At 61.4% G+C, this 22,122-nt stretch carries 20 protein-coding genes and 1 pseudogene; 10 read left to right on the top strand and 11 right to left on the bottom strand.

Annotated features, from left to right (window positions below; all coding sequences use genetic code 11):
- Position 1 precedes the first annotated feature (1 nt).
- Together GKC28_RS10835 and GKC28_RS10830 are read left to right on the top strand one after the other, a co-directional pair.
- Positions 2-679 carry a flagellar hook capping FlgD N-terminal domain-containing protein gene (locus GKC28_RS10835; RefSeq protein WP_174146911.1) on the top strand — a complete coding sequence of 226 codons (678 nt, stop codon included), beginning with the start codon at positions 2-4 and terminating at the stop codon, positions 677-679.
- 148 nt (positions 680-827) lie between these two features.
- The gene (locus GKC28_RS10830) at positions 828-1,604 is read left to right on the top strand and encodes a phosphotransferase (RefSeq protein ID WP_254604205.1); all 777 of its coding nucleotides are present in this window, start codon (positions 828-830) and stop codon (positions 1,602-1,604) included.
- Here the strand turns inward: GKC28_RS10830 and GKC28_RS10825 are convergent.
- The 5 genes from GKC28_RS10825 to GKC28_RS10805 all read right to left on the bottom strand — a co-directional run bounded on the left by GKC28_RS10825 (position 1,577) and on the right by GKC28_RS10805 (position 6,920).
- Positions 1,577-2,896 carry an FAD-binding oxidoreductase gene (locus tag GKC28_RS10825; RefSeq protein ID WP_174146910.1) on the bottom strand — a complete coding sequence of 440 codons (1,320 nt, stop codon included), beginning with the start codon at positions 2,894-2,896 and terminating at the stop codon, positions 1,577-1,579. The genes GKC28_RS10830 and GKC28_RS10825 overlap by 28 nt on opposite strands.
- Positions 2,896-3,711, bottom strand: coding sequence for an ABC transporter permease (locus GKC28_RS10820; protein ID WP_174146909.1), 816 nt, complete (start codon positions 3,709-3,711; stop codon positions 2,896-2,898). Before GKC28_RS10820 ends, GKC28_RS10825 begins: the two co-directional genes overlap by 1 nt.
- On the bottom strand, positions 3,708-4,589 hold the full coding sequence (locus GKC28_RS10815) for an ABC transporter permease subunit (protein ID WP_174146908.1): 882 nt from the start codon (positions 4,587-4,589) through the stop codon (positions 3,708-3,710). Before GKC28_RS10815 ends, GKC28_RS10820 begins: the two co-directional genes overlap by 4 nt.
- Entirely contained in the window at positions 4,589-5,716 is a 1,128-nt protein-coding gene (locus GKC28_RS10810) for an ABC transporter ATP-binding protein (protein ID WP_174146907.1), read from the bottom strand. The genes GKC28_RS10815 and GKC28_RS10810 overlap by 1 nt, the downstream gene beginning before the upstream one ends.
- 115 nt (positions 5,717-5,831) lie before the next feature.
- Positions 5,832-6,920 carry a polyamine ABC transporter substrate-binding protein gene (locus GKC28_RS10805; protein ID WP_174146906.1) on the bottom strand — a complete coding sequence of 363 codons (1,089 nt, stop codon included), beginning with the start codon at positions 6,918-6,920 and terminating at the stop codon, positions 5,832-5,834.
- Positions 6,921-7,062: 142 nt separating this feature from the next.
- Between GKC28_RS10805 and GKC28_RS10800 the strand changes: the two genes are divergently transcribed.
- The 6 genes and pseudogenes from GKC28_RS10800 to GKC28_RS10775 form a co-directional block, all read left to right on the top strand.
- Entirely contained in the window at positions 7,063-7,749 is a 687-nt protein-coding gene (locus tag GKC28_RS10800; RefSeq protein ID WP_174146905.1) for a GntR family transcriptional regulator, read from the top strand.
- Between the two features lie 66 nt (positions 7,750-7,815).
- A complete protein-coding gene (locus GKC28_RS10795; protein WP_174146904.1) occupies positions 7,816-9,210 on the top strand; it encodes an aspartate aminotransferase family protein in 1,395 nt (464 codons plus the stop codon).
- Positions 9,211-9,562: 352 nt separating this feature from the next.
- Positions 9,563-10,663 (top strand): ABC transporter ATP-binding protein, encoded by a 1,101-nt coding sequence (locus GKC28_RS10790; RefSeq protein ID WP_174146943.1) that lies wholly within the window; start codon positions 9,563-9,565, stop codon positions 10,661-10,663.
- A gap of 77 nt (positions 10,664-10,740) precedes the next feature.
- Positions 10,741-11,841, top strand: a complete 1,101-nt coding sequence (locus tag GKC28_RS10785; protein WP_174146903.1) for an extracellular solute-binding protein — start codon at positions 10,741-10,743, stop codon at positions 11,839-11,841.
- An 80-nt stretch (positions 11,842-11,921) separates the two neighbouring features.
- On the top strand, positions 11,922-13,193 hold the full coding sequence (locus GKC28_RS10780; protein WP_174146902.1) for an ABC transporter permease: 1,272 nt from the start codon (positions 11,922-11,924) through the stop codon (positions 13,191-13,193).
- Between the two features lie 14 nt (positions 13,194-13,207).
- Positions 13,208-14,053, top strand: a pseudogene (locus tag GKC28_RS10775) (ABC transporter permease); the annotation flags it as partial.
- A 119-nt stretch (positions 14,054-14,172) separates the two neighbouring features.
- On the opposite strand, the gene GKC28_RS10770 reads toward GKC28_RS10775, so the two are convergent.
- The gene (locus tag GKC28_RS10770; RefSeq protein WP_174146900.1) at positions 14,173-15,501 is read right to left on the bottom strand and encodes a lytic murein transglycosylase; all 1,329 of its coding nucleotides are present in this window, start codon (positions 15,499-15,501) and stop codon (positions 14,173-14,175) included.
- Between the two features lie 98 nt (positions 15,502-15,599).
- Positions 15,600-16,304, bottom strand: coding sequence for a YafY family protein (locus GKC28_RS10765; RefSeq protein ID WP_174146899.1), 705 nt, complete (start codon positions 16,302-16,304; stop codon positions 15,600-15,602).
- Positions 16,305-16,392: 88 nt separating this feature from the next.
- Here GKC28_RS10765 and GKC28_RS10760 point away from each other — a divergent pair, with 88 nt between their 5' ends.
- Together GKC28_RS10760 and GKC28_RS10755 are read left to right on the top strand one after the other, a co-directional pair.
- Positions 16,393-17,091, top strand: a complete 699-nt coding sequence (locus GKC28_RS10760; protein WP_174146898.1) for a glutathione S-transferase family protein — start codon at positions 16,393-16,395, stop codon at positions 17,089-17,091.
- A complete protein-coding gene (locus GKC28_RS10755; protein ID WP_174146897.1) occupies positions 17,088-17,510 on the top strand; it encodes a DUF1801 domain-containing protein in 423 nt (140 codons plus the stop codon). The genes GKC28_RS10760 and GKC28_RS10755 overlap by 4 nt, the downstream gene beginning before the upstream one ends.
- 34 nt (positions 17,511-17,544) lie before the next feature.
- Here the strand turns inward: GKC28_RS10755 and rnr are convergent, their stop codons facing one another.
- The 4 genes from rnr to dapE are packed head-to-tail and all read right to left on the bottom strand — an operon-like array spanning position 17,545 to position 22,006.
- Complete coding sequence (gene rnr / locus GKC28_RS10750) at positions 17,545-19,818, bottom strand: ribonuclease R (RefSeq protein WP_174146896.1); 2,274 nt, start codon at positions 19,816-19,818, stop codon at positions 17,545-17,547.
- A 51-nt stretch (positions 19,819-19,869) separates the two neighbouring features.
- Positions 19,870-20,442 (bottom strand): TIGR04282 family arsenosugar biosynthesis glycosyltransferase, encoded by a 573-nt coding sequence (locus GKC28_RS10745; protein WP_174146895.1) that lies wholly within the window; start codon positions 20,440-20,442, stop codon positions 19,870-19,872.
- Positions 20,439-20,864, bottom strand: a complete 426-nt coding sequence (locus GKC28_RS10740) for a GNAT family N-acetyltransferase (RefSeq protein ID WP_174146894.1) — start codon at positions 20,862-20,864, stop codon at positions 20,439-20,441. Before GKC28_RS10740 ends, GKC28_RS10745 begins: the two co-directional genes overlap by 4 nt.
- The gene (dapE, locus tag GKC28_RS10735; protein ID WP_174146893.1) at positions 20,861-22,006 is read right to left on the bottom strand and encodes a succinyl-diaminopimelate desuccinylase; all 1,146 of its coding nucleotides are present in this window, start codon (positions 22,004-22,006) and stop codon (positions 20,861-20,863) included. The genes GKC28_RS10740 and dapE overlap by 4 nt, the downstream gene beginning before the upstream one ends.
- Positions 22,007-22,122: the final 116 nt, after the last annotated feature.

Here is a 22,122-nt window from a genome sequence, read left to right as displayed (position 1 = left end):
CATGACAACAGCAGTTACATCCGCGGGCAGCACCGCGGCGCAATCCAATCCGCTGCCGGCGGCTTCGCAGCAAACCTCCGGGCTGTCGTCGGATTTCGAGACATTCGTAAAGATGCTGACGGCGCAGGCGACAAACCAGGATCCTTTGGAACCGCTTGATTCGACAGAATATGCCGCGCAGCTTGCGCAGTTCTCGATGGTCGAGCAGCAAACCAAGAGCAATACACTTCTGGAAGGTCTGCAATCGCAGCTGGGACTGGCTAATATGGCAGCTCTCTCAGGTTGGGTCGGGATGGAGGCGCGTGCTGTTGCACCTGGCTATTTCGACGGTAGCAACTCGGTCACTATTGCACCTAACCCGGCGGCAGCCGCGGATTCGGTTACACTTGTAGTGAAGAACTCAAACGGCACTGAAGTGCAGCGTGTCACACTTCCGGTCTCGGCCGAGCCCTATGAGTGGAATGGGCTGGACGATGACGGAAATGCGTTGGAAGCAGGCGAATACACTTTTATTGTTGAAAGCCGCAAAGGTGATGATCTGCTGCTTGCGGAACATGCCGAAGTCTACTTCAAGGTGAATGAGACCCGGATGCAAGGTGGAGAAGTCGGACTGATTACTCAGGGTGGTTCCGTGGTTCTGGCCTCTTCAGTCAGCGCGTTGCGCGAACCTGCCGGGTAATCCGGGAGTAGGCGCTGGCGGAAAAACTGTCTAAGAACAGGGCGGCCAAACTCCGGAGACCGCCCTGCAACCGCTGACAGTCCAGTTCCAATCCAGTTTCTTTGCGCATTTGTCCGCAATCGGGCTGCATGTTCCCGCCCCCCGGCGTCTGACCGGCGGGCGGTCGAACCATGTCTGGCGGGCCGGGGCGCTGGTTATCAAGCTGTATGCGGAAGGCGGAGCTAATCCGCTGTTCTCCAATGACTCCGGACGGGAAGTGGCAATTCTTGCGGCGCTTTCCGGTACCGGAATGGTGCCGCCGCTGGTTCAGACCGGGACATTCGAAGGGCAAAAGTGGCTGTGTTACGCCCATGTCAACGGCAGTCCATGGCAAGAAGACACGGCCCATGTGGCACGGTTTCTGGGGCGGGTGCACGATTTGGCCGCGCCGCCTGGGCTGCCGGACGGTGTGAATGGCAGTGCGGCTCTGGAGCAGCAGACCCTTGATATTCTGAAAGAGTGTAATGACCGGAAAGCGCTGGCAGAACTGCGTCCGCTGGGCCGGGTTCCGCCCTTGCAGCAAACGCAGCTGATCCATGGCGATCCGGTGCCTGGCAACCTGCTGGCGCACGACGGCACTCTGACGCTGATCGACTGGCAGTGCCCGCAAATCGGTGATCCGGCAGAAGACCTTGCGTTGTTTCTGTCTCCGGCAATGCAGCTGATGTACCGGGGGGAGCCGCTGACGAAGACCCAGGAGGACAGCTTTCTGCGCGCCTATCCTGATCCGCGGATCGCGGGCAGAACCCTGGCCCTGAAGCCGTGGTTTCACTGGCGGATGGCGGCCTATTGCCTGTGGCGGGCAGAACGCGGTGGGGAGCGGGACTGGCAGGCCTTTGAGCTGGAACGCGCAGCGCTTCAGTCCATCAGGCCAAGAACCGCATAGGCCGGCGGCATTATTACCCGGCGGGCGCGGCCAAAGGGAAACCGCGGCAGCTTTTGCACGACGGGGGAATAAGGCAGCTCTGGTTTTCGCCCTTGCACCAGATCGCTGAGGATCCGCCCGGCAAAGCTACCCATTGCGACGCCGTTGCCGTGGTAGCACAGTCCGGCGTACATTCCGGGGCGATCCGGTACTGCCCCTATAAAGGGCACCAAGTTGCGCGAAAGGCAGACCATGCCGGACCAGCAATGGGTGGTCGCCACATTCCGCCATTCCGGGAACATGGCTTCGAAATTCTGCCGCAGCTTGCGCCGGATGCCGGCCTCGGCCCGGGGCGAGGCAACCAGCCCGCCGCGCATGCCAAACAGGAAGCGCCGGTCCGGCATCAGACGGAAATAGTGCAGCAGATTGCGGGTATCATAGGCCATCTGATGCGAAAACCAGCCCTGCGCCTGCAGGTCGTTTTCCGTCAGCGGGCGGGTCACCATGACCGTGGATTGCGCGGGCATGTAGCGTCCCGCCAGCCATCCGGGCAGATCTTCCGAAGAATAGCCATTGGTGGCAATGACAACGTTGGATGCCCTCAATTCACCCTTATTAGTCTTCAATTTGTAGCCGCCGGCCGCCTGTTTCACAGATAGCGCGGGGCTGTTCTGAAACAGTCTGGCGCCTGCCTTCCCGGCAGCGGCAGCCAGGCCGAACAGGTATTTGCGCGGGTTCAGGGCAAAGCCCTCCGGTTTCGTCAGCGCGGCATGGAAACTGCCGTTCAGACCTTGGTCCGACAACTGGTGGCGGGTAAGAAATTCCACCTCTTCACCCGTCCTTTGCAGTTCTTTGGCCTGTGCGGACAGGCGGCGCGCAGCTTTCTCGCTGTGTGCCAGCTGCGTTTCCCCGCGGGAGTGGGTGTCGGCCGCAATGCCGCGGTTGGAGAGCAACTCGTGCACAAGGTGCACCGCAGCCTTTTCGCTGGCCTCATAGGTACCTGCGGCGGAACTGCCGAACAGCCTGCGCATTGCGCTGCCGGAGAGTTTCGAACCGCCAAGGCAGCAGAACCCGCCGTTGCGCCCGGACGCGCCCCAGCCCGGTGTCTCAGCTTCCAGCAGGGCAACGGAGGTCCCGCTTTCGGCTAGGTGCAGGGCTGCTGACAAGCCCGTGAAACCGCCGCCGATGATGGCAACATCGGAAACGGTTTCTCCTTCAAGAACCGGCCAATCAGGTGCCGCGATGGTCTCGTCCCACCAGCAGTTGCTGCGCGGGCCGGGACCATAGGCATAGCCGGAGAAGATCCGGCGCATCAGGTGCGCACCGCGGCCTGTTCCTCGCGCTTCTGGCGGGCCACCTGATGCTTGGTCACCAGCGAGGCGGTGATGACGCCCACGGTGACGATCGAGATCATGATCGTCGACAGCGCGTTGATTTCCGGGCTGACACCCAGGCGCACGGCCGAGAAGATCTTGATCGGCAGAGTGGTGGCCGAGGGGCCGGAGGTAAAGGAGGCAATCACCAGGTCATCGAGCGACAAGGTAAAGGCGAGAAGCCACCCGGAAATCACCGCAGGGGCAATGATCGGCAGGGTGACCAGCCGGAACGCCTCCGCCGGGGAGCAGCCCAGGTCCAGAGCGGCTTCCTCTAGCGAACGGTCAAAGGTCACCAGCCGGGAGGAAACTACAACCGACACATAGCACATCGAGAAGGTGGTATGTGCTAGAACAATCGTCAGTACGCCGCGGTCCAGGCCGATGCCGATGAACAACAGCAGCAGCGACAGGCCGGTGATGACTTCGGGCATCACCAGCGGCGCATAGATCATGCCGGAGAACAGCGTCCGCCCCATGAACCGCCCGCCGCGCACCAGCACATAGGCGGCGATGGTGCCCAGCACGGTGGCCATGGTGGAGGAGAACACCGCCACCTTGATGGTCACCCAGGCCGCATTAAGAAACGCCTCGTTCTGCAGCAGTTCACCATACCACTTGGTTGAGAACCCGGCCCAGACGGTGACCAGCTTGCTTTCGTTGAAGCTGAAGATCACCAGGATCACCATCGGGATGTAAAGGAAAGCGAACCCGAGGGTCAGCGATACGGCGTTAAACCAGCTCATACGGTTCATTGCTCTGCCTCCTGCTGTTTCTGCTGGTTGCGCTGGAACAGCACGATCGGGATCACCAGGAGCAGCAGCAGAACCACCGCTACTGCGGATGCCACTGGCCAGTCGCGGTTGGAGAAGAACTCCTCCCACAGAACCTTGCCGATCATCAGCGTATCAGAGCCTCCCAGCAGAGACGGGATTACGAATTCGCCCAGCACCGGGATGAAGACCAGGAAACTGCCGGCGATGATGCCGTTCTTGGAGAGCGGCACGGTTACCAGCCAAAAGGCCGTCAGGCGCGAGCATCCAAGGTCCTCGGCAGCCTCGATCAGCGAGCCGTCCAGCCGTTCCAGCGCCGAATAGACCGGCAGGATCATGAACGGCAGGTAGGTATAGACGATGCCGATATAGACTGCGGAGTTGGTGTTGAGGATGGTCAGCGGTTCGGAAATCACGCCGATCCACATCAGGAACTGATTGAGAAAGCCCTCGTTCGACAGGATCCCCATCCACGCATAAACGCGGATCAGGAAAGAGGTCCAGAAGGGCAGGATCACCAGCATCATCAGGGTCGGGCGCCATTCCTCCGGCGCGCGCGCCATTCCATAGGCAATCGGATAGCCGGCCAGCAGGGTGAAGAAGGTCGAGATGACCGCGATTTTCACAGAGCTGAGGTAGGCTTTCCAATAAAGATCGTCTTCGGTCAGCCAGACGAAGTTCTCAAAGTCCAGTTCTGCGATGAAGGCTGCGATGCCTTCGGCCCAGTCGAACTGCGGGAAGTAGGGCGGGCGGGCAATCGCGGCGTCCGACAAGGATATTTTCAGAACAATGGCAAAGGGCACAAGGAAAAGTGCCAGAAGCCAGACATAGGGGATGGCAATCAGAATAAAGCGGCGCATCAGTCTGCCAGCAGAACGCCTGCCGTGGCAGTCCAGGACAGCCAGACAGTGTCTTCCCAAGTGAAGGCCCGGCGGGCGATGCGGCGGGTGTTGGCGGTCTGTGCCTTTATCACCGCGCCGGTGGGCAGCTCTACGTGGTAAGTGGAAATATTTCCGAGGTAGGCGATATCCAGAATGCGGCCCTGAACGGCATTGTCCGCGTCCGCCGGTTTTTCGGCACTGATCGAGACCTTTTCCGGCCGGATTGCCAGATGGCATTTCTGCCCGTCGGAAAATGCAACTGGCGACTTTACCGTCAGGGGCGCGTGGCCTTCGTGCCAGGACATGGCGTAAGCTTCGCTGCCATTGAGCTTGGCGGTGCCTTCAATCAGGTTCACGTCGCCGATGAAATCCGCCACATAGACGGAATTCGGGTTTTCATAGATCCGGTCCGGCGTCGCCACCTGGATGATTTTTCCGTGATCCATCACCGCGACCCGTGAAGCCACGGTCATCGCCTCTTCCTGATCGTGGGTCACAATCACAAAGGTGGTGCCGGTTTTCTCCTGAATGTCCATCAGTTCAAACTGAGTGTCCTGGCGCAGTTTCTTGTCCAGCGCACCCAGAGGTTCGTCGAGCAGCAGCAGTTTCGGGTGTTTCGCGAGCGAACGGGCCAGGGCAACGCGCTGGCGCTGGCCGCCGGAAATCTGGTGCGGCTTGCGGCGGGCGAACTTCTCCAACCGGGTCAGCCGCAGCATCTCCTCAACGCGGTCGTTGATGTCGTGCTTGGGCATCCTTTCGCGCTTCAGGCCAAAGGCGATGTTTTCCCAGATCGAAAGATGCGGGAACAGCGCGTAGGACTGGAACATCATGTTCACGGCGCGTTTGTTCGGAGGTACCGGAGCAATGTCCTGCCCGGCCAGAAAAATCTTGCCTTCAGTCGGTGTCTCGAACCCGGCCAGCATTCGCATCAGCGTGGTTTTCCCGCAGCCAGACGGACCCAGGAGCGCGTAGAATTCCCGCTCGTATATGTCGATGGTCAGGTTGTCGATGGCGGTGAACTCGCCATAGCGCTTGGTGACGTTCTGAAAGTGGATCAAGGGCTTAGCCTCAGGATCGTTCCAGGGTTCGAATACGGAAGCAGTCAAGCCGGGCCTCTTCTGCGAAGTGTCGCGGGGATGATTGGGATGGCCGCGCGTGGAAAACCCAGGCGCGTTGGGAGGAGCGGGGCGGCATTGCGCCCCGCGAGTCAGGTACGGCTGATTAGGTGCCGGACTTGATCTTGGTCCACATGCGGGTGGCGGTGCGCTGTACTTTCGGCGGGTAGCCTTCCTTGATGTACAGGTTCTTGACAGTCTCTTCGTTGGGATAGATCGCGGGATCGCCGATCACATCCTCTTCTAGGAATTCCTGCGAGGCCTTGTTGCCGTTGGCGTAGTAGACATAGTTGGACGCCGCGGCCATGTTTTCCGGATCCATGATGAAGTTCAGGAATTTATGGGCACCATCCGGGTTCGGGGCATCGACCGGAATTGTCATCTGGTCGAACCACATCAGCGCGCCTTCCTTTGGCGCGTTGTATTCGATCTCAACATTATTATCCGCTTCCGCAGCTCGGTCACGCGCTTGCAGGATGTCGCCGGACCAGCCGAAAGCCACGCAGATATCGCCATTGGCAAGAGCGTTGATGTATTCGGAACTGTGGAACTTGGTGATGTACGGGCGAACAGCCAGCAGCACCGGCTCGGCTTTCTCGACAACATCGGCATCCATGCTGTTTGGGTCTTCGCCGATGTATTTCAGCGCCGCCGGGATCATTTCATCCGGGGCATCCAGGAAATGCACGCCGCAGCTCGCGAGCTTTTCCATGTTGGCCGGGTTGAACACCAGCTCCAGCGAGTCGATAGGGGCGTTGTCGCCCAGAACTTCCTTCACTTTGGCAACGTTCACTCCTATGCCGGTGGTGCCCCACATGTAGTTGATGGAGTATTCATTGCCGGGGTCATACTTTGCGGTGCGCTCCTCGATCGCGTCCCACATGTTCTCTTTGTTCGGCAGCTTCGACGGGTCCAGCTTCTGGAAGGCGCCGGCCTGGATCTGGCGCGCCATGAAGGAGCCGGTCGGGACCACCACATCATAGCCCGAGCCGCCTGCCAGCATCTTGGTCTCCAGAACCTCGTTGCTGTCGAAGACGTCATAGATCAGGTCGATACCGGTTTCTTTCTCGAACTTCTCCAGCAGGCCTTCGTCGATATAGTCCGACCAGTTGTAGACGCGCACCTCTTCCGCCGTCGCAGCGGCTGCCGTGCCAAGTGCAACGACGGCGGTCATGGTCATCGTTTTAAGTGTCATGAAATTCTCCCTGTGCATGCCGGCTTCCAGGTCCGGCTGTGAATGGATTTGATCAAGTTTTGCCGCATTCGGCAATACTCTTTATGTTTTCACTTGGCTCAGGATGGTGCAAGCTGGCCAAAATCGAGGAGGAAACCCCCAGGTGACAGAGACCACTTCGCCCCCCGCAGCGGCGCAGGAAAACCCGGCGAAACTGCCCGCGCATGAGATCGTTTATCAGAAGCTGAGGGCACAGATTCTGTTCGGCGAACTGGTGCCTGGCCAGGCCGTGACAATCCAAGGTCTGGTCGAAACGCTGGAGGCCGGCATGACGCCGGTGCGCGAGGCGATCCGGCGGCTGATTTCCGATGGGGCGCTGATGTTCCAGGGCAACCGTCGGGTGTCGGTGCCGCTATTGGGGCCGCAGGACCTGGAGGAGCTTATTTTTGCAAGAAAAACAATTGAGTGTGAACTTGCGCGCCGGGCAACGATGCGAATTGACACAGCGGATATCGAGGAGCTTGTGACCATCGACAACGCGCTGGATAAGGCAATCGCGACCGGCGATGTTGCTGGCTATCTGGTGCAGAACTACAGCTTCCATACGGCGCTTTACGCCCACGCTAATGCGCCCATTCTCAGCGACATTGCCGACCGTCTCTGGCTGCGCTTTGGGCCCTCGCTGCGAGTGGTCAGCGGTCGGCTTGGCACCCAGAGCTTTCCGGACCGGCACAAGGACATCCTCGATGCGCTGCGGCGGCAGGATCCGGAAATGGCCGCTTTGGCGATGGAGCGGGACGTCTTTGAGGGCATGGAGCATGTGGTTCAGGGTCTGCGGGCCGGTAACTGATTCGATTGACACCTGAGAATTTGATCATATTCTGGTGCCAATCAGTTATTCTCAGGAGCGAGTCTCATGACCGTGATCACCAACCACATGCCAACGGCCGAGCTGCAGGCCTTGGACGCTGCCCACCACATGCATCCTTTCACTGCCAATGGCGAGCTGTCGCAAAAGGGCGCGCGCATCATCACCCGCGCCGACGGCGTGCATCTGACCGACAGCGAAGGGCATCAGATCCTCGATGCGATGGCGGGCTTGTGGTGTGTCAACATCGGCTATGGCCGTGAAGAGCTGGCCGAAGTGGCTGCCCGCCAGATGCGCGAGCTGCCCTATTACAACACCTTCTTCCAGACGACTCACGTGCCGGCCATCGCGCTGGCGGCCAAGATCGCCGAGTTGGCACCGGGCGACCTGAACAATGTGTTCTTTGCCGGCTCCGGCTCCGAGGCCAATGACACCAACATCCGCATGGTGCGCCATTACTGGGCGCTGAAGGGCAAGCCGTCGAAATCGGTCATCATCAGCCGCAAGAATGCCTATCACGGCTCCTCTGTCGGCAGCGGCTCCCTGGGGGGCATGAGTGGCATGCACGCCCAGGGCGGTATGCCGATTCCGGATATCCACCATATCAACCAGCCCAACTGGTGGGCCGAAGGCGGCGACATGCCGCCGGAGGACTTCGGCCTGCAGCGTGCGCGCGAACTGGAAGAGGCGATCCTGGAGCTGGGCGAAGACCGCGTTGCGGCTTTCATCGCCGAGCCGGTGCAGGGTGCCGGCGGGGTGATCGTGGCTCCGGACAGCTACTGGCTGGAAATCCAGCGGATCTGCGACAAGTATGAGATTTTGCTGATCGCGGATGAGGTAATCTGCGGTTTCGGGCGCACCGGCAACTGGTTCGGTTGCGAAACTCTGAACATTCGCCCCGACATCATGACTATCGCCAAGGGCCTCAGCTCTGGCTACGCGCCGATCGGCGGCTCGATTGTCAGCGATGAAATTGCCTCGGTAATCGCAAGCGACGAGTTCAATCATGGTTACACATATTCGGGACACCCGGTGGCGGCAGCGGTGGCGCTGGAAAACCTGCGCATCCTGGAAGAGGAAAACATCCTGGGCCATGTGCGCAATGTGGCAGCCCCGTATCTGAAACAGAAATGGGAAGCGCTTGCCGATCATCCGCTGGTGGGTGAGGCCAAGATAGTCGGCATGATGGGTTCGATTGCGCTGACCCCCAACAAGGAAACGCGCGCCGCATTTGCATCTGAGGCCGGCACCGTCGGCTATATTTGCCGCGAACGCTGCTTTGCCAACAATCTGGTCATGCGCCATGTCGGCGACCGGATGATCATCTCGCCGCCGCTGGTGATCACGCCGGAGCAGATTGACGTGCTGATCGAGCGGGCGGTCAAGTCGCTGGATGAATGCTACGCGGAACTGAAAAATCAGGACCTGCTGCACAGTGCCTGATTTCTGTCCAGGACACTGACAAAGGGCGACTCACCAGGGTCCGGCAATAATATTGCCGGACCTTTTCTTTTCGGTTCTTGCGGTGAAACGGTCGGTTTTGGCTGAATTCCCGCTGAAGTCGGCGCAAAATGTCATGGAGGCGTCGCAAAAAGTCCGATCCCGGGGTTCAGATTGGGACTACGGTTCCGTTGGGATATTCTCCGCCACCGGAAGGCGGCCGAAATATGAATTTCGTACGATTACCGGTGAAAGAATATTTTTTTCATATCTAGCGCTTGGTAGCGTTGGTGTGATTAACTTCAAATAAGTGCAGAGCAAATCTGCCGGAATGACAAACTACGGGGAGCCTGCTTTGGCTGATGCGTCAAACGTTGATGCGTTCGTTGAATTCGAACGTGTCCAAAAGAGCTACGATGGCGAAAATCTCGTTGTCAAAGATCTCAACCTCACCATGCCCAAGGGCGAATTTCTGACCATGCTTGGCCCGTCCGGGTCCGGGAAAACCACCTGCCTGATGATGCTGGCTGGTTTTGAAACCGCCACCCATGGCGACATCCGCTTGGACGGGACATCCATCAACAACATTCCGCCGCACAAGCGCGGCATTGGCATGGTGTTCCAGAACTATGCGCTGTTTCCGCACATGACGATTGCGGAAAACCTCTCCTTCCCGCTGGAAGTCCGCAAAATGGGCAAATCCGAGCGCGAGGAAAAGGTGAAGCGGGCGCTGGACATGGTGGAAATGGGCGCCTTCGGCGGCCGCCGCCCGGCACAGCTTTCGGGCGGCCAGCAGCAGCGGATCGCGCTGGCCCGGGCGCTGGTGTTCGAACCCGAGCTGGTGCTGATGGACGAACCGCTGGGCGCGCTCGACAAGCAGCTGCGCGAAAAAATGCAGTTCGAAATCACCCATCTGGCCCACCGTCTGGGAATTACCGTGGTTTATGTGACCCACGACCAGACCGAAGCGCTGACCATGTCGGACCGTGTTGCCGTCTTCGACGACGGCCGCATCCAGCAGATCGCGCCGCCGGACCAGTTGTACGAAAGCCCGGAAAACAGCTTCGTGGCCCAGTTCATTGGTGAAAACAACACGCTCGAAGGTACCATCAAAGAGATTAAGGGCGACCGGGCGCTGGTGCAGCTCGACGATGGCGAACTGATCGATTGCAAGCCGGTCAACGTCTCCCGCCCCGGCGAGCGCACCCGCGTGTCGATCCGTCCGGAAAGGGTGGAATACAACAAGAGCCGCCTGCGGGAAGGCGTGCATACCCTCAAGGCGGAAGTCCTGGAGTTCATCTATATGGGCGACATCTTCCGCACCCGTCTGCGGGTGGCCGGCAATGATGAGTTCATCATCAAAACCCGCAACGCCCCGGACCAAGTCCGACTCCAGCCCGGTCAGCAGATCGAAATCGGCTGGCTGCCGGAAGACTGCCGCGCGCTGGACGCCTGATCCGCGCGCGCCGAACCCCCGGCAGAAGAACGACCGGGGGCTTCACTTATGTGAAATTCAACAAGGAGAGACTCTCTATGAAACTCAGCAAACTGTCTGCACTGGCGATGACCACCGCCCTTTGCGCCCCTTCGGCTTTTGCCGAGGAAATGGCCAATGAGCTGACCCTGGTGTCCTGGGGCGGCGCATACCAGACCAGCCAGCACAAGGCTTACGTTGAGCCCTATCTGGCCGCTAACCCCGACGTGAAAGTGGTCTGGGACGAAAGCTCGGCCGAAGCCGTGGCCAAGATCCGCGCGATGAACGAAGCCGGCAATGTGACCTGGGATCTGGTTGACGTTGTTGCTTCCGACTCCATGCGCCTTTGCGACGAAGGCCTGGCGGAAGAAATCAACCATGACGAGGACCTGGCTGCCGCACCTGATGGAACCCCGGCCAGCGAAGACTTCGGCGACCTGATCGTCAGCGACTGTTTTGTGCCGCAGATTGTTTATTCGACCACCTTCGGCTACCGCACCGACCTGATCGACGCGCCGGACTCGGTCTGCGCGATCTTCGACACAGAAAAGTATCCGGGCAAGCGTTCGCTGCAGAAGCGCCCGATCGACAACATGGAATGGGCGCTGTACTGCGACGGCGTGGCCAAGGACGAAATCTATGACGTGCTGGGCACTGACGAAGGTGTGGAGCAGGCGCTGGCCAAGCTCGACACCATCAAGGACCAGGTGGTCTGGTGGACCGCTGGCGCGGAAACCCCGCAGCTGCTCGCCGACGGCGAAGTGGTGATGGGCTCGACCTTCAACGGCCGCCTGTTCTCTGCAATTGCCGAGCAGGGCCAGCCGATCGGCATGCTCTGGGACATGCAGTCCTTCGACCTCGACGGCTGGATTGTGCCAGCTGGCCTGCCCGCAGACCGCAAGGCGCGCGTGATGGACTTCCTGAAGTTCGCCACCGACACCCAGCGACTGGCTGACCAGGCAGCTTACATCTCCTACGGCCCGGCCCGTGCCTCTTCGGCGCCGCTGGTCGGCAAGCACGCCGAACTGGGCATCGAGATGGCGCCTCACATGCCGACCGATCCGGCAAACGCGAGCAACGTCCACACCTATGACTACGAATGGTGGGCCGACAACCGCGATGATCTGGACGCCAAGTTCCAGGCATGGCTGGCCAAGTAATCTGACCCTTCCAAGATTGCAAGGGGCCTGCTGCGTCCAGGCCCCCTGCCCAAAAAAATAAAGACCCGACGGGGAACCCAATGAGTGATATCACCCAATCCGGCCCGGTGCTGGCCGCGGACGGCACGCCGCTGAAGCGCAGCCTGGCGCGGGCACTGCGGATGCAGAAGCTGCGCGCGCTGATGCTGATTGCGCCGCTCCTGCTGTTCATCCTTGTGACCTTCATCCTGCCGGTGGCTGATATGCTGTTCCGCTCGGTGGAGAACCGGATCGTCCAGGACACGTTGCCCCAAACGGTCGAAGCGCTGGCGGACTGGGACCCTGCGTCGGGGCAGCTGCCTGAAGAGGCAGTTTTTGCTGCCATGGCCGCTGATCTCCAGATCGCAGCCCGCGAGAAAACCCACACCAAGGTCGCCAAACGCCTGAACTATGAAAACCCGGGCGTGTCCTCTGTGTTCCGCAAATCGGGCCGCAAGGTCAGCAAATGGAATCTCGCTGCAGACGGTCCGTTCCGTGAAAAGCTGATCGAGATCGACGATGGCTGGGGTGACGTTGAGCTGTGGCGCACCATCAAGACCTATTCCGGCTCCGTAACATCCGGCTACTTCCTGAACGCCGTCGATATGCAGCTGGGCGCTGAAGGCCCGGAAATCCGGCCCGAGAACGAGCGGATCTACAACACCATGCTGATCCGCACCATGCGGATGTCCCTGATCATCACCTTCAGCTGCATCCTGCTGGGCTACCCTGTCGCGTGGATTCTGGCCAACCTGCCGGCACGCAAGGCGAACTTGCTGCTGATCCTGGTGCTGCTGCCCTTCTGGACCTCTCTCCTTGTGCGGACCTCCGCCTGGAAGATCCTGCTGCAGCAGCAGGGCGTGATCAACGATACCCTGGTCTGGATCGGGCTTGTGGATGATGCAAACCGATTGGTTCTGATCAACAACGAACTCGGCACCATTATCGCGATGACGCACATCCTGCTGCCGTTCATGATCCTGCCGATGTACTCGGTCATGCAGACCATCAACCCGTCCTACCTGCGCGCCGCCAAATCGCTGGGCGCAACTGACTGGACAGCCTTCTGGCGGGTCTACTTCCCACAGACCGTGCCGGGCATCGGCGCAGGCTCGATCCTCGTCTTCATCCTGGCCGTGGGCTACTACATCACTCCGGCCCTGGTCGGCGGCACCAAAGGCACCTTCATCTCCAACCTGATTGCCTACCACATCTCGACGTCCGGCAACTGGGGTCTGGGTGCGGCGCTAGGCGCAATCCTTCTGGCGGTCGTCCTGCTCCTCTACTGGGTCTACGACAAGGTCGTCGGCATCGACAACGTTAAGCTGGGATAACCGATATGAGCGCACTTCCTCCTTATGCGACCGTTGGCCAGCGCACCTGGCACTACACTTTCCGGGTGATCTGCGGGCTGGTCTTCTTCTTCCTGATCGCACCGATCGTGGTGATTATCCCGCTCAGCTTCAACGCGCAGGACTTCTTCACCTTCACGCCGGAAATGCTGCGGCTGGACCCGGAAGGCTACTCGCTGAAGCACTACCGCGATTTCTTCAACAATGACTCCTGGCAGTCTGCGATGTGGAACTCGCTCAAGATCGCGCCGATGGCGACCATCGTTTCGGTCACCTTCGGCACGCTGGCCGCCATCGGCCTCAGCCAGCCGCATGTACCGTTCCGCCGGGCGATCATGGCGATCCTGATCTCGCCGATGATTGTGCCGCTGATCATCTCCGCGGCCGGCATGTACTTCTTCTACAGCCGCATCGGCCTGCAGGGGACCTACATCGGCGTGGTTCTGGCGCATGCCGCACTGGGCATCCCCTTCGTGATCATCACTGTGACGGCGACGCTGGTGGGCTTTGACCGTTCGCTGACCCGCGCCGCGGCCAATATGGGTGCCGATCCGGTCACTACCTTCTTCCGGGTGCAAATGCCGCTGATCCTGCCGGGGGTGATTTCGGGCGGCCTGTTTGCCTTCATCACCTCCTTCGACGAAGTGGTTGTGGTGCTGTTTGTCGGCTCGGCCGGGCAAAAGACGCTGCCCTGGCAGATGTTTATCGGCCTGCGCGAGCAGATCTCGCCGACCATCCTGGCGGTGGCGACAATCCTGGTGGCGATCTCCATTATGCTGCTGGCCACGGTGGAAATGCTGCGCCGCCGCTCCGAGCGCCTGCGCGGGATGTCTCCCAGCTGATCACCGCAAAGAACATTCAACAAAGAAGGCCCCGCACTGCGGGGCCTTAATTTTTTGCTGATGTCAATCCGCGTGCGATTGGTCCCTGTCCAATGAAGGGGCTGGCCGCTCCGCCGCTGCTACCGCAGACGCTGCAACAGATGCAGCGAGGCATAGCCATCCGGCGTCAGCCCGTTTGCCACCTGATAGGCGCGCACCGCCCCGATGGTCTTGGGCCCGATCTTGCCGTCGATACCGCCTGTGTCGAAACCGGCGCTAGTCAGCCGCTCTTGCATCTCCTCCCGTTCGGACAGCGTCAGCGCCCGGTCACCGCGTGGCCAATTCGCCTTGATCGGCGAACCGCCCTTGATCCGGTCCGCCAGATGCCCGACCCCGATCACATAGGCATCCGCTGTGTTGTAGCGTTCCAGCACAGCGAAGTTTTGGAATATCATGAAGGCCGCGCCCTCACTGCCCGCAGGCAGCAGGATTGAGGCAGGCCCATAATCCTTCACCGCACGCCCATCCAGCCCCTTGATGCCGAGCGCTGCCCATTCTGCCGGCGATTTCTCGATGTCGCGATCAGCCAGGGTGTAATCAAACCCCTTGGGCAGGGTCACTTCCACCCCCCAAGGCTGACCTTTCACCCAGCCGAACTGCTTCAGATACGCGGCAGTAGACGCCAGCGCATCAGCCGGGTTGTCCGACCAGATGTCCCGTTTGCCGTCACCGGTGAAATCCACCGCATAGTCCAGATAGGACGTGGGGATGAACTGTGTATGCCCCATCGCCCCAGCCCAGCTTCCGGTCATTTTGCGGGCGGCAACATCGCCGGCCTGCAGAATCTTCAGCGCGGCAATCAATTGGTCTTCAAAGAACGCGCCGCGCCGCCCGTCAAAGGCCAAGGTCGCCAGTGACCGGATCACGTCCATCTTGCCGCGAAAGGTGCCAAAGCTGCTTTCCAGCCCCCAGATCGCCACCACGATCTCTTTCTCGACGCCGTATTTTGCCTCGATCGGATCCAGCCGGGCCTGCTGGTCGCGCAGCGCTGCCTTGCCGTTCTTCACCCGCAGGTCCGAGGCGGCGCTGTCCAGGTAGTCCCAGATCGTCTTGGTGAACTCCGACTGGTTGCGGTCGCGGCGGATCACTTCGGGATCATAGCTCACGCCGTCAAAGGCACTGTCCAGCACCGGCGCACTGATCCCTTGTGCCCCTGCGCGGTCTTTGAATTCCGTGATCCAGTCTTTGAAGCTGACTTCAGCTGCAGCCTGTTCCACCGCGGCTTGCTGGAGCGCGGCTGGCCTGGCGGCAGGTCTCAAGGATGTGGCAGACGCCAGCTGATAGCCTTCATCTTGCCCCTCTTGCGTTACGGCCCCTGGCTGCTCGCCGGCACCCAGGGATTTGTTTGGCGCGGCTTCTGCCGCCATTGCTCCGCCTGCCACCAGCGACACGGCAACCCATTTGCGCATGATGCACCTCGTTATTCACTGCTCAGCCCCAATCTAGCGGTAGCGCGGTCCGGGTAAAGAGGCCAGTAACGGCGTATGCGGGGCGCCGCCTGCCATCCCTACTGCCGCTGCTCCTGCCTGTGTTCCTGGCGCAGCTGGTCCAGGGCGTCGCGCAGCATGGGCACCCGGTGCGGACGAAAGCTTTGATCCGTCACTTGCAGGCCACGCATCCGGTCCAGCCGGAACACCCGCACCGCCAGACGCAGGCAGCACCAGGCGATCAGCACGGTGGAGCGGTCAAAATACACCACGCTCAGCGGTTTCACCTGCCGTACGGTCACCGCGCCGTACCCGTCAGTGTAGCCAAACCGCACCTCCACCTCGTCCCAGGCTGCCTGGCGCAGGTCTTGTGCAGGGATTGCTGGAGGAATCGGGCGTTCGAACCGGTAGGGCGCCAGCACCGCATGGCGCAGACGGTGTGCCTGCCTCGGCGGCAGCCGCGCCTGCAGCTTGCGCAGGGCTTCAGAGGCCGCGGTGGCCAGCTCCGGGTCGCCGATCAGCTCCACTTCCCGTAGGCCCAGCACCAGCGCCTCCAGCTCCGTGTCGCGGAAACCCATCGGCGGCAGCGCATTGTCTTCAATAAGGGTAAAGCCGTAGCCCGCCTCGCCGTCAATCACCGCCCCCATCTCGCGCAGGGTGGCGATGTCGCGGTGGATGCTGCGGGCCGACACGCCCAGTTCCTCCCCCAGCCGGGCCGCAGTATGCGGGCCGGGCCCCAGGCGCAGGGCCTGCATCAGCTGAAAGAGGCGGTGGGTTCGGGACATGCCTGACTATCCTATGCGCTAATGACATTATTTGTCATCAGGCGGGTTTAGAGAAGGGCGGGCAAACGCAACGAACAGGATTTGACAAATGCTTTCCCTCCTCACCTTCCCCAAGGGCTTCGGGTTGTTCAGCATGAGCCCCTTTTGCATCAAAGCTGCAATGATGCTGGAACTGTCCGGCCAGCCCTGGCAGCGCAGCGATATGCTGGATCCCACTGAAATGCCGCACCGGAAGCTGCCAGTCCTGGAAACCCCGGACGGCCGGATCGCCGACAGCGACGGCATCCGCGACTGGTTGGAAGGGCAGGGTGCCGATTTTGACGCAGATCTGGATTCTGCAGCTCGCGCCCACGCCCGCGCCTGGGTCCGGCTGGCGGAATACCACCTTGGCCTGCACTTGCTGCAGATGCGCTGGAATGACGATGCGGTCTGGCCCGAGGTGCGGGATCAGATCTTTCAGCCGGTTCCAGAACCCATGCGCGAAGAGATCAGCGCCCCGGTCAGAAAGGAAGTCCAGGCCGGGCTGCACTGGCAGGGCCTCGCCCGTTTTACCGAAGCGGAGCGAATGCACCGGCTGGAGCAGGACCTGGAACCCATCGCCGCGCTTGCCAGTGAACGCCCGTTCCTGATGGGGGAGCGGATCACCTCAGCGGATATGAGCGTGGCGCCGTTTCTGATCTCCATGCTGCACACCTCTGATGGTTCGGTGGTCAGCAAACGCTTGCGCGATTACAAGATTCTGTGTGCTTATCTGAGCCGTGTATCCGAAACGGTGCCCCTGCCATGAAACCTGCTTTTGTTACCCCGGAGGTCGAGGCCGGCTTTGCGGTCTCTGACCCGCTGGCGCGGGAAGGGCTGCTGCGGCTCCGGCAGCTGATTTTTGACACCGCCGCTGAAACACCGGAAGCCGGGCGGGTGGAGGAAGTGCTGCGCTGGGGCCAGCCATCCTACATCATGCCTGAGACCAAGGCGGGTTCCACCATCCGGCTGGGGGTGCCGAAGGGCGCGCGCTTTGCGCTCTTTGTGCATTGCCAAAGCCGCCTGATCCCGGAGTTTGCCGCGGCCTTCCCGGCCTGGGACCGGTTCGAAGGCACCCGCGCGGTGCTGTTCGACGATCCGCAGCAAGTGGAGCCGCTCCGCCACGGTTGGCTGATCAAGCGGGCGCTGACTTACAAGATCCGCGCGCCGCTGGATATTCCGGCGTAGGAGAACACCAGCCTGTCCCTGCAAGGACAGGCGTCTATTTCCGCCGCTTGCGTTCCACCTTACGCTTCACCTTGGCGGCCTTGTGCTTGGATTTAGCTGCCTTGCGTTTCACTGTCCGGCCAGCCGGGCTGCGGCGGCCGCGCGGGCCTCCGCCAGCGGGCATCGGCACTTCGTCCAGCGCCAGCAGCTCCAGCTCCAGCCCGCCGGTGACAGGCGCGGCTTGGGTCAGCCGCACCGTCACCCTCTGTCCAATCGTCAGGGTCATACCAGTGTCAGCCCCGGTCAGCGTTCCGGACTGGGCGTCGAAATGAAAGAACTCCCGCCCGATGGACCGCACCGGCACCAGACCATCGGCGCCGGTTTCATCCAGCTTCACAAAGGCGCCAAAGCGGGCAATGCCGCTGATCCGGCCTTCGAATTCATTGCCCACCCGTTCGCTGAGGTAGGAGGCCAGATAGCGGTCTGTGGTGTCCCGCTCCGCAATCATCGAGCGCCGCTCGGTATCCGAGATATGGGTGGCAGTATCTTCCAACCGCTCGATTTGGGCCTCATCCAGCCCGTCGTCGCCCCAGCCGTGCGAGGAGACCAGCGAGCGGTGCACGATCAGGTCGGCATAACGGCGGATCGGCGAGGTGAAGTGCGCGTAGTTGCGCAGCGCCAAGCCGAAATGCCCGAAGTTCTCCGGATTGTAATAGGCCTGCTGCATCGACCGCAGGGTGGAGATATTGATCAGCTCCGCATCATCCGTGCCCGCGGCCTGGTTCAGCAGCGCGTTCAGGTGCCGGGTTTGCAGCACCTGCCCCTTGGCCAGGCTGAGGCCCGCCGCCTGGGCGGTTTCGCGCAACGCCTCCAGCTTCTCCTGCGCCGGTTCCTCGTGCACCCGGAACAGCAAGGGCGAACGCTTCTTGATCAGTGTTTCAGCCGCAGAGACATTGGCGAGGATCATGAACTCCTCGATCAGTTTGTGCGCGTCCAGCCGGTCACGGAAGGCGACCGAGGTGACATGGCCGTCGTCATCCAGCACGATCTTGCGTTCGGGCAGGTCCAGATCCAGCGGCTCGCGCGCGGCTCTTGCCCTTGTTAGAGCCTTATATGCGGCAAACAGCGGCTTGATCACATCATCCAGCAGCGGCGCGGTCTTGTCGTTCGGACTGCCGTCCTGCGCCTCCTGGACCTCGGCGTAATTGAGCGATGCCACTGACTGCATCAGCCCGCGCACGAATTTGTGCGCCAGCTTGTTGCCTTCTGCATCCACCTGCATCCGCACCGCGATACAGGCCCGCGGCACACCCTCGTGCAGGCTGCACAGGTCACCTGACAGCCGGTCCGGCAGCATCGGCACCACCCGGTCGGGGAAGTAGCTGGAGTTGCCGCGCTTCTTCGCCTCACGGTCCAATGCTGAGCCGGGGCGCACATAGGCGGCGACATCGGCAATTGCTACCCAGACCACATGACCGCCCGGGTTCTTCGGGTCGTCGTCGGCGTGGGCATAACACGCGTCGTCATGATCGCGCGCGTCCGCCGGGTCAATGGTGACCAGCGGCAGTTCGCGCAGGTCCTCGCGGCCCTTCAATCCCACTGGCTTGGCGGCATCGGCCTCTGCCATCACAGGATCGGGGAAGTGGTCTGGAATGCCGTGCTGGTGAATGGCGATCAGCGACACTGCCTTGGGCGCCGTCGGGTCGCCCAGCCGTTCCACGATACGCGCACGCGGCAGGCCCATGCGGCCCTTGGGGCCGGCCTGTTCGGCTTCGACCAGTTCGCCGTCCCGGGCGCCGTTGATGGCGTCCGGCGCCACCATCCATTCATTCGACGCAGCCTTGTCGATCGGCACGATCCGCCCGCCCTCGGATCCTTTACGGAAGATGCCCAGCACCCGCTTGGGGTTTGTTCCGATCCGGCGGATCAGGCGCGCCTCGTAATTGTGATCCTGATCCGGGACCATCTGCAGCTTCACGAGGATCTTGTCGCCCTCTCCCAGTGCCGGGTCCGACGCCTTGGTCAGGATCAGGATGATGGGTTCCACGCCCTCGCCATGCCATTCCAGCGGCCGTCCGTACAGGTCGCCGTCCTCGTTCGGCGCCTTCACCTGCAGCACTGTCACCGGCGGCAGCTGGTCCGGGTCGCGGTAGGTCTTCTTGCGCTTTTGCAAATGCCCTTCGGCCTCCAGCTCCTTGAGGATGCGCTTGAGGTCGATGCGGTCGGCGCCCTTGATGCCAAAGGCCTTGGCGATGTCGCGCTTGGAGGTATGGGTCGGGTTGGCGGAGATCCAGTCGAGGATTTCGGCCTTGGAGGGAATACGGCTCATACTTCCCGCGTAGCATGGCGCGGGGGCGGCGTCATGGTGAAAAGCGAAGCGCTAGCGCCGCGGCAGGTCCGCCACGGTGTCGACATCCTGCAGAGTATCGGTCAGCGCTATGCGCCAGCCGGGCAGGGTTTGCAGCGTGTCGGCAAGGGCGTGTTCAGTGGACCAGCGGACGTACTCGAACATGTCTTGCGGCAGGCGGGAGGGATGTTTGGCGCCGACCAGCCAATAGCCGCCGTCCGCTGCCGGCCCGAATACCGCATCGTGATCGCCAAGAGCTGCAAAGGCGCAGGTGATATGGGGCCGGGTGATGCCGGGGATGTCGGCGCCGATGAGGCAGACTTGACCGGTCACGGATTGAAGCATCCGTTTCATGCGCTGCCCCAAATCGCCCCCTCCCTGCGGCAGGCGGGGCAAGTCGGCTGGCCAAACCTTGGACGAAACTGCCCGGTCCGGTGCCACCGCCAGCACAATCTGCCAGCGCGGGTCGCGCAGGCGCCGGATCAGCCGGGCGGACTGATGGCGGAACCACCAGGTAGCCGGGATCACGCCAATATCCCGGCCCAGCCGGGTCTTGACCCGCCCGGGGCACGGTTCCTTGACCATGATGATCAGGGAGCGTTTCACGTGAAATCGCGCACCATGTCCCGGTGATCGATACCGGCATCGTCATAGACCGGGCCAAAGGCCATGAAGCCAAGCTTTTCATAGAACCCGAGCGCATGGATCTGCGCGCCAAGCATGGCCTTCGTTACGCCAGGACGTGCTCGGGCGGCATCCACTGCAGCCTCAATCAATTTGGCGCCAAGCCCGGTGCCGCGGGTAGAGGCCAGCACGCCAACCCGGCCGATCTTGGCCGTGTTGCCATTGAACACAATCCGCGCCGTCCCAACCGGGGCACCGTCCTGCAGCGCCAGAAGATGGGTGGCAGAGGCGTCCAAGTCGTCCTGCTCCTCCTCCACCGGCACACCTTGTTCCTCCACGAACACTTGGTGGCGCAAGGCAAAGCATGTCTCTAGATCCTCGGTGACCGAAATGTTCAGGCTCATACGAAATAGTCCTGCAGGATGCGGGAATAGATGGCTTTCAGCTGGTGTATCTGAGCGACCTCGACCCGTTCGTCCACCTGATGCATCGACTTGCCAACCAGGCCGAACTCCACCACCGGGCAGTGGTTTTTCACGAAACGCGCATCCGATGTACCGCCCGTTGTCGACAGCTCCGGCTTGCGGCCGGTTTCCGCTTCGACCGCTTTTGAAACCAGATCAGACAGCGGCCCCGGCGGGGTGATGAAGCTCTCGCCGGAGATTTTCACCTTCATGCTGATTTCGGCGCCGAATTCCGACGCCACCTTGTCCGCCTCGCCCTGCAGCCAATCCGTCAGGCTGGCGCCGGAATGGGCGTCGTTGAAGCGGATGTTGACGGCAGAGGTTGCCTGCGCCGGGATCACGTTGGTGGCGGTGTTGCCGGTGTCTATGGTGACCACGGCGAGGGTGGAGGCGTCGAAATGCTCGGTGCCCCGGTCCAGCTCATGGCTAGCCAGCCTGTCCATCAGCCGCGCCATTGCATTCAGCGGGTTATTGGCACGATGCGGGTAGGCCGAATGCCCCTGCACGCCGGTCACCGTGAACCAGGCTGTCATCGAGCCGCGGCGGCCGATCTTGATCATATCGCCCATCTCATTGGGGCAGGTCGGCTCGCCCACCAGGCAGACCGACATCTGTTCTCCCTCACGCTCCATGTGATCCAGCAGCGCAGTTGTGCCGTCCACCGCGTCGCCTTCCTCGTCGCCGGTAATGGTCAGAATGATGGCGCCGTCCGGCGGGGTGTCCTGCACAAAATCCACGGCAGCGGCAGCAAAGGCCGCAACTCCTGATTTCATGTCGGTGGCGCCGCGCCCGTACATGAAGCCGTCCTTTTCCTCCGCAGCAAAAGGTGGCATGGTCCAGGCCGCTTCGTCCCCTAGCGGCACCACGTCGGTGTGGCCGTTGAATCCGAAGGTTTTGGCGTGGCCCTTGGCCCCCCAGCGGGCAAACAGGTTGCTGACCTCACCGCGATCAGTGCGGATGCAAGTGAACCCGGCCTCTGTTAGCAGCGTCTCCAGCAGAACCAATGCGCCGCCCTCCTCCGGCGTGACCGACGGGCAGCGGATCAGATCGGCGGTCAGGCGGGCGGGATCGGTTTGCGGCATTGACGGGCTCCTCAGGTTCCGGGTGGCACAGGCCTAGCCCGGATTGCGGCGCAGCGCAATTCACAGCAAAGACACTGAAACTGTAAAGAACTTGAAGGGCAACGCCAGGCAAGCGG

Origin of the sequence: Leisingera sp. ANG59 (assembly GCF_013317235.1) — a bacterium.
Taxonomy (GTDB): Bacteria; Pseudomonadota; Alphaproteobacteria; order Rhodobacterales; family Rhodobacteraceae; genus Leisingera.
The sequence above is the reverse complement of the archived record's forward strand: the minus strand, read 5'-3'. Positions and strand labels throughout refer to the sequence as shown.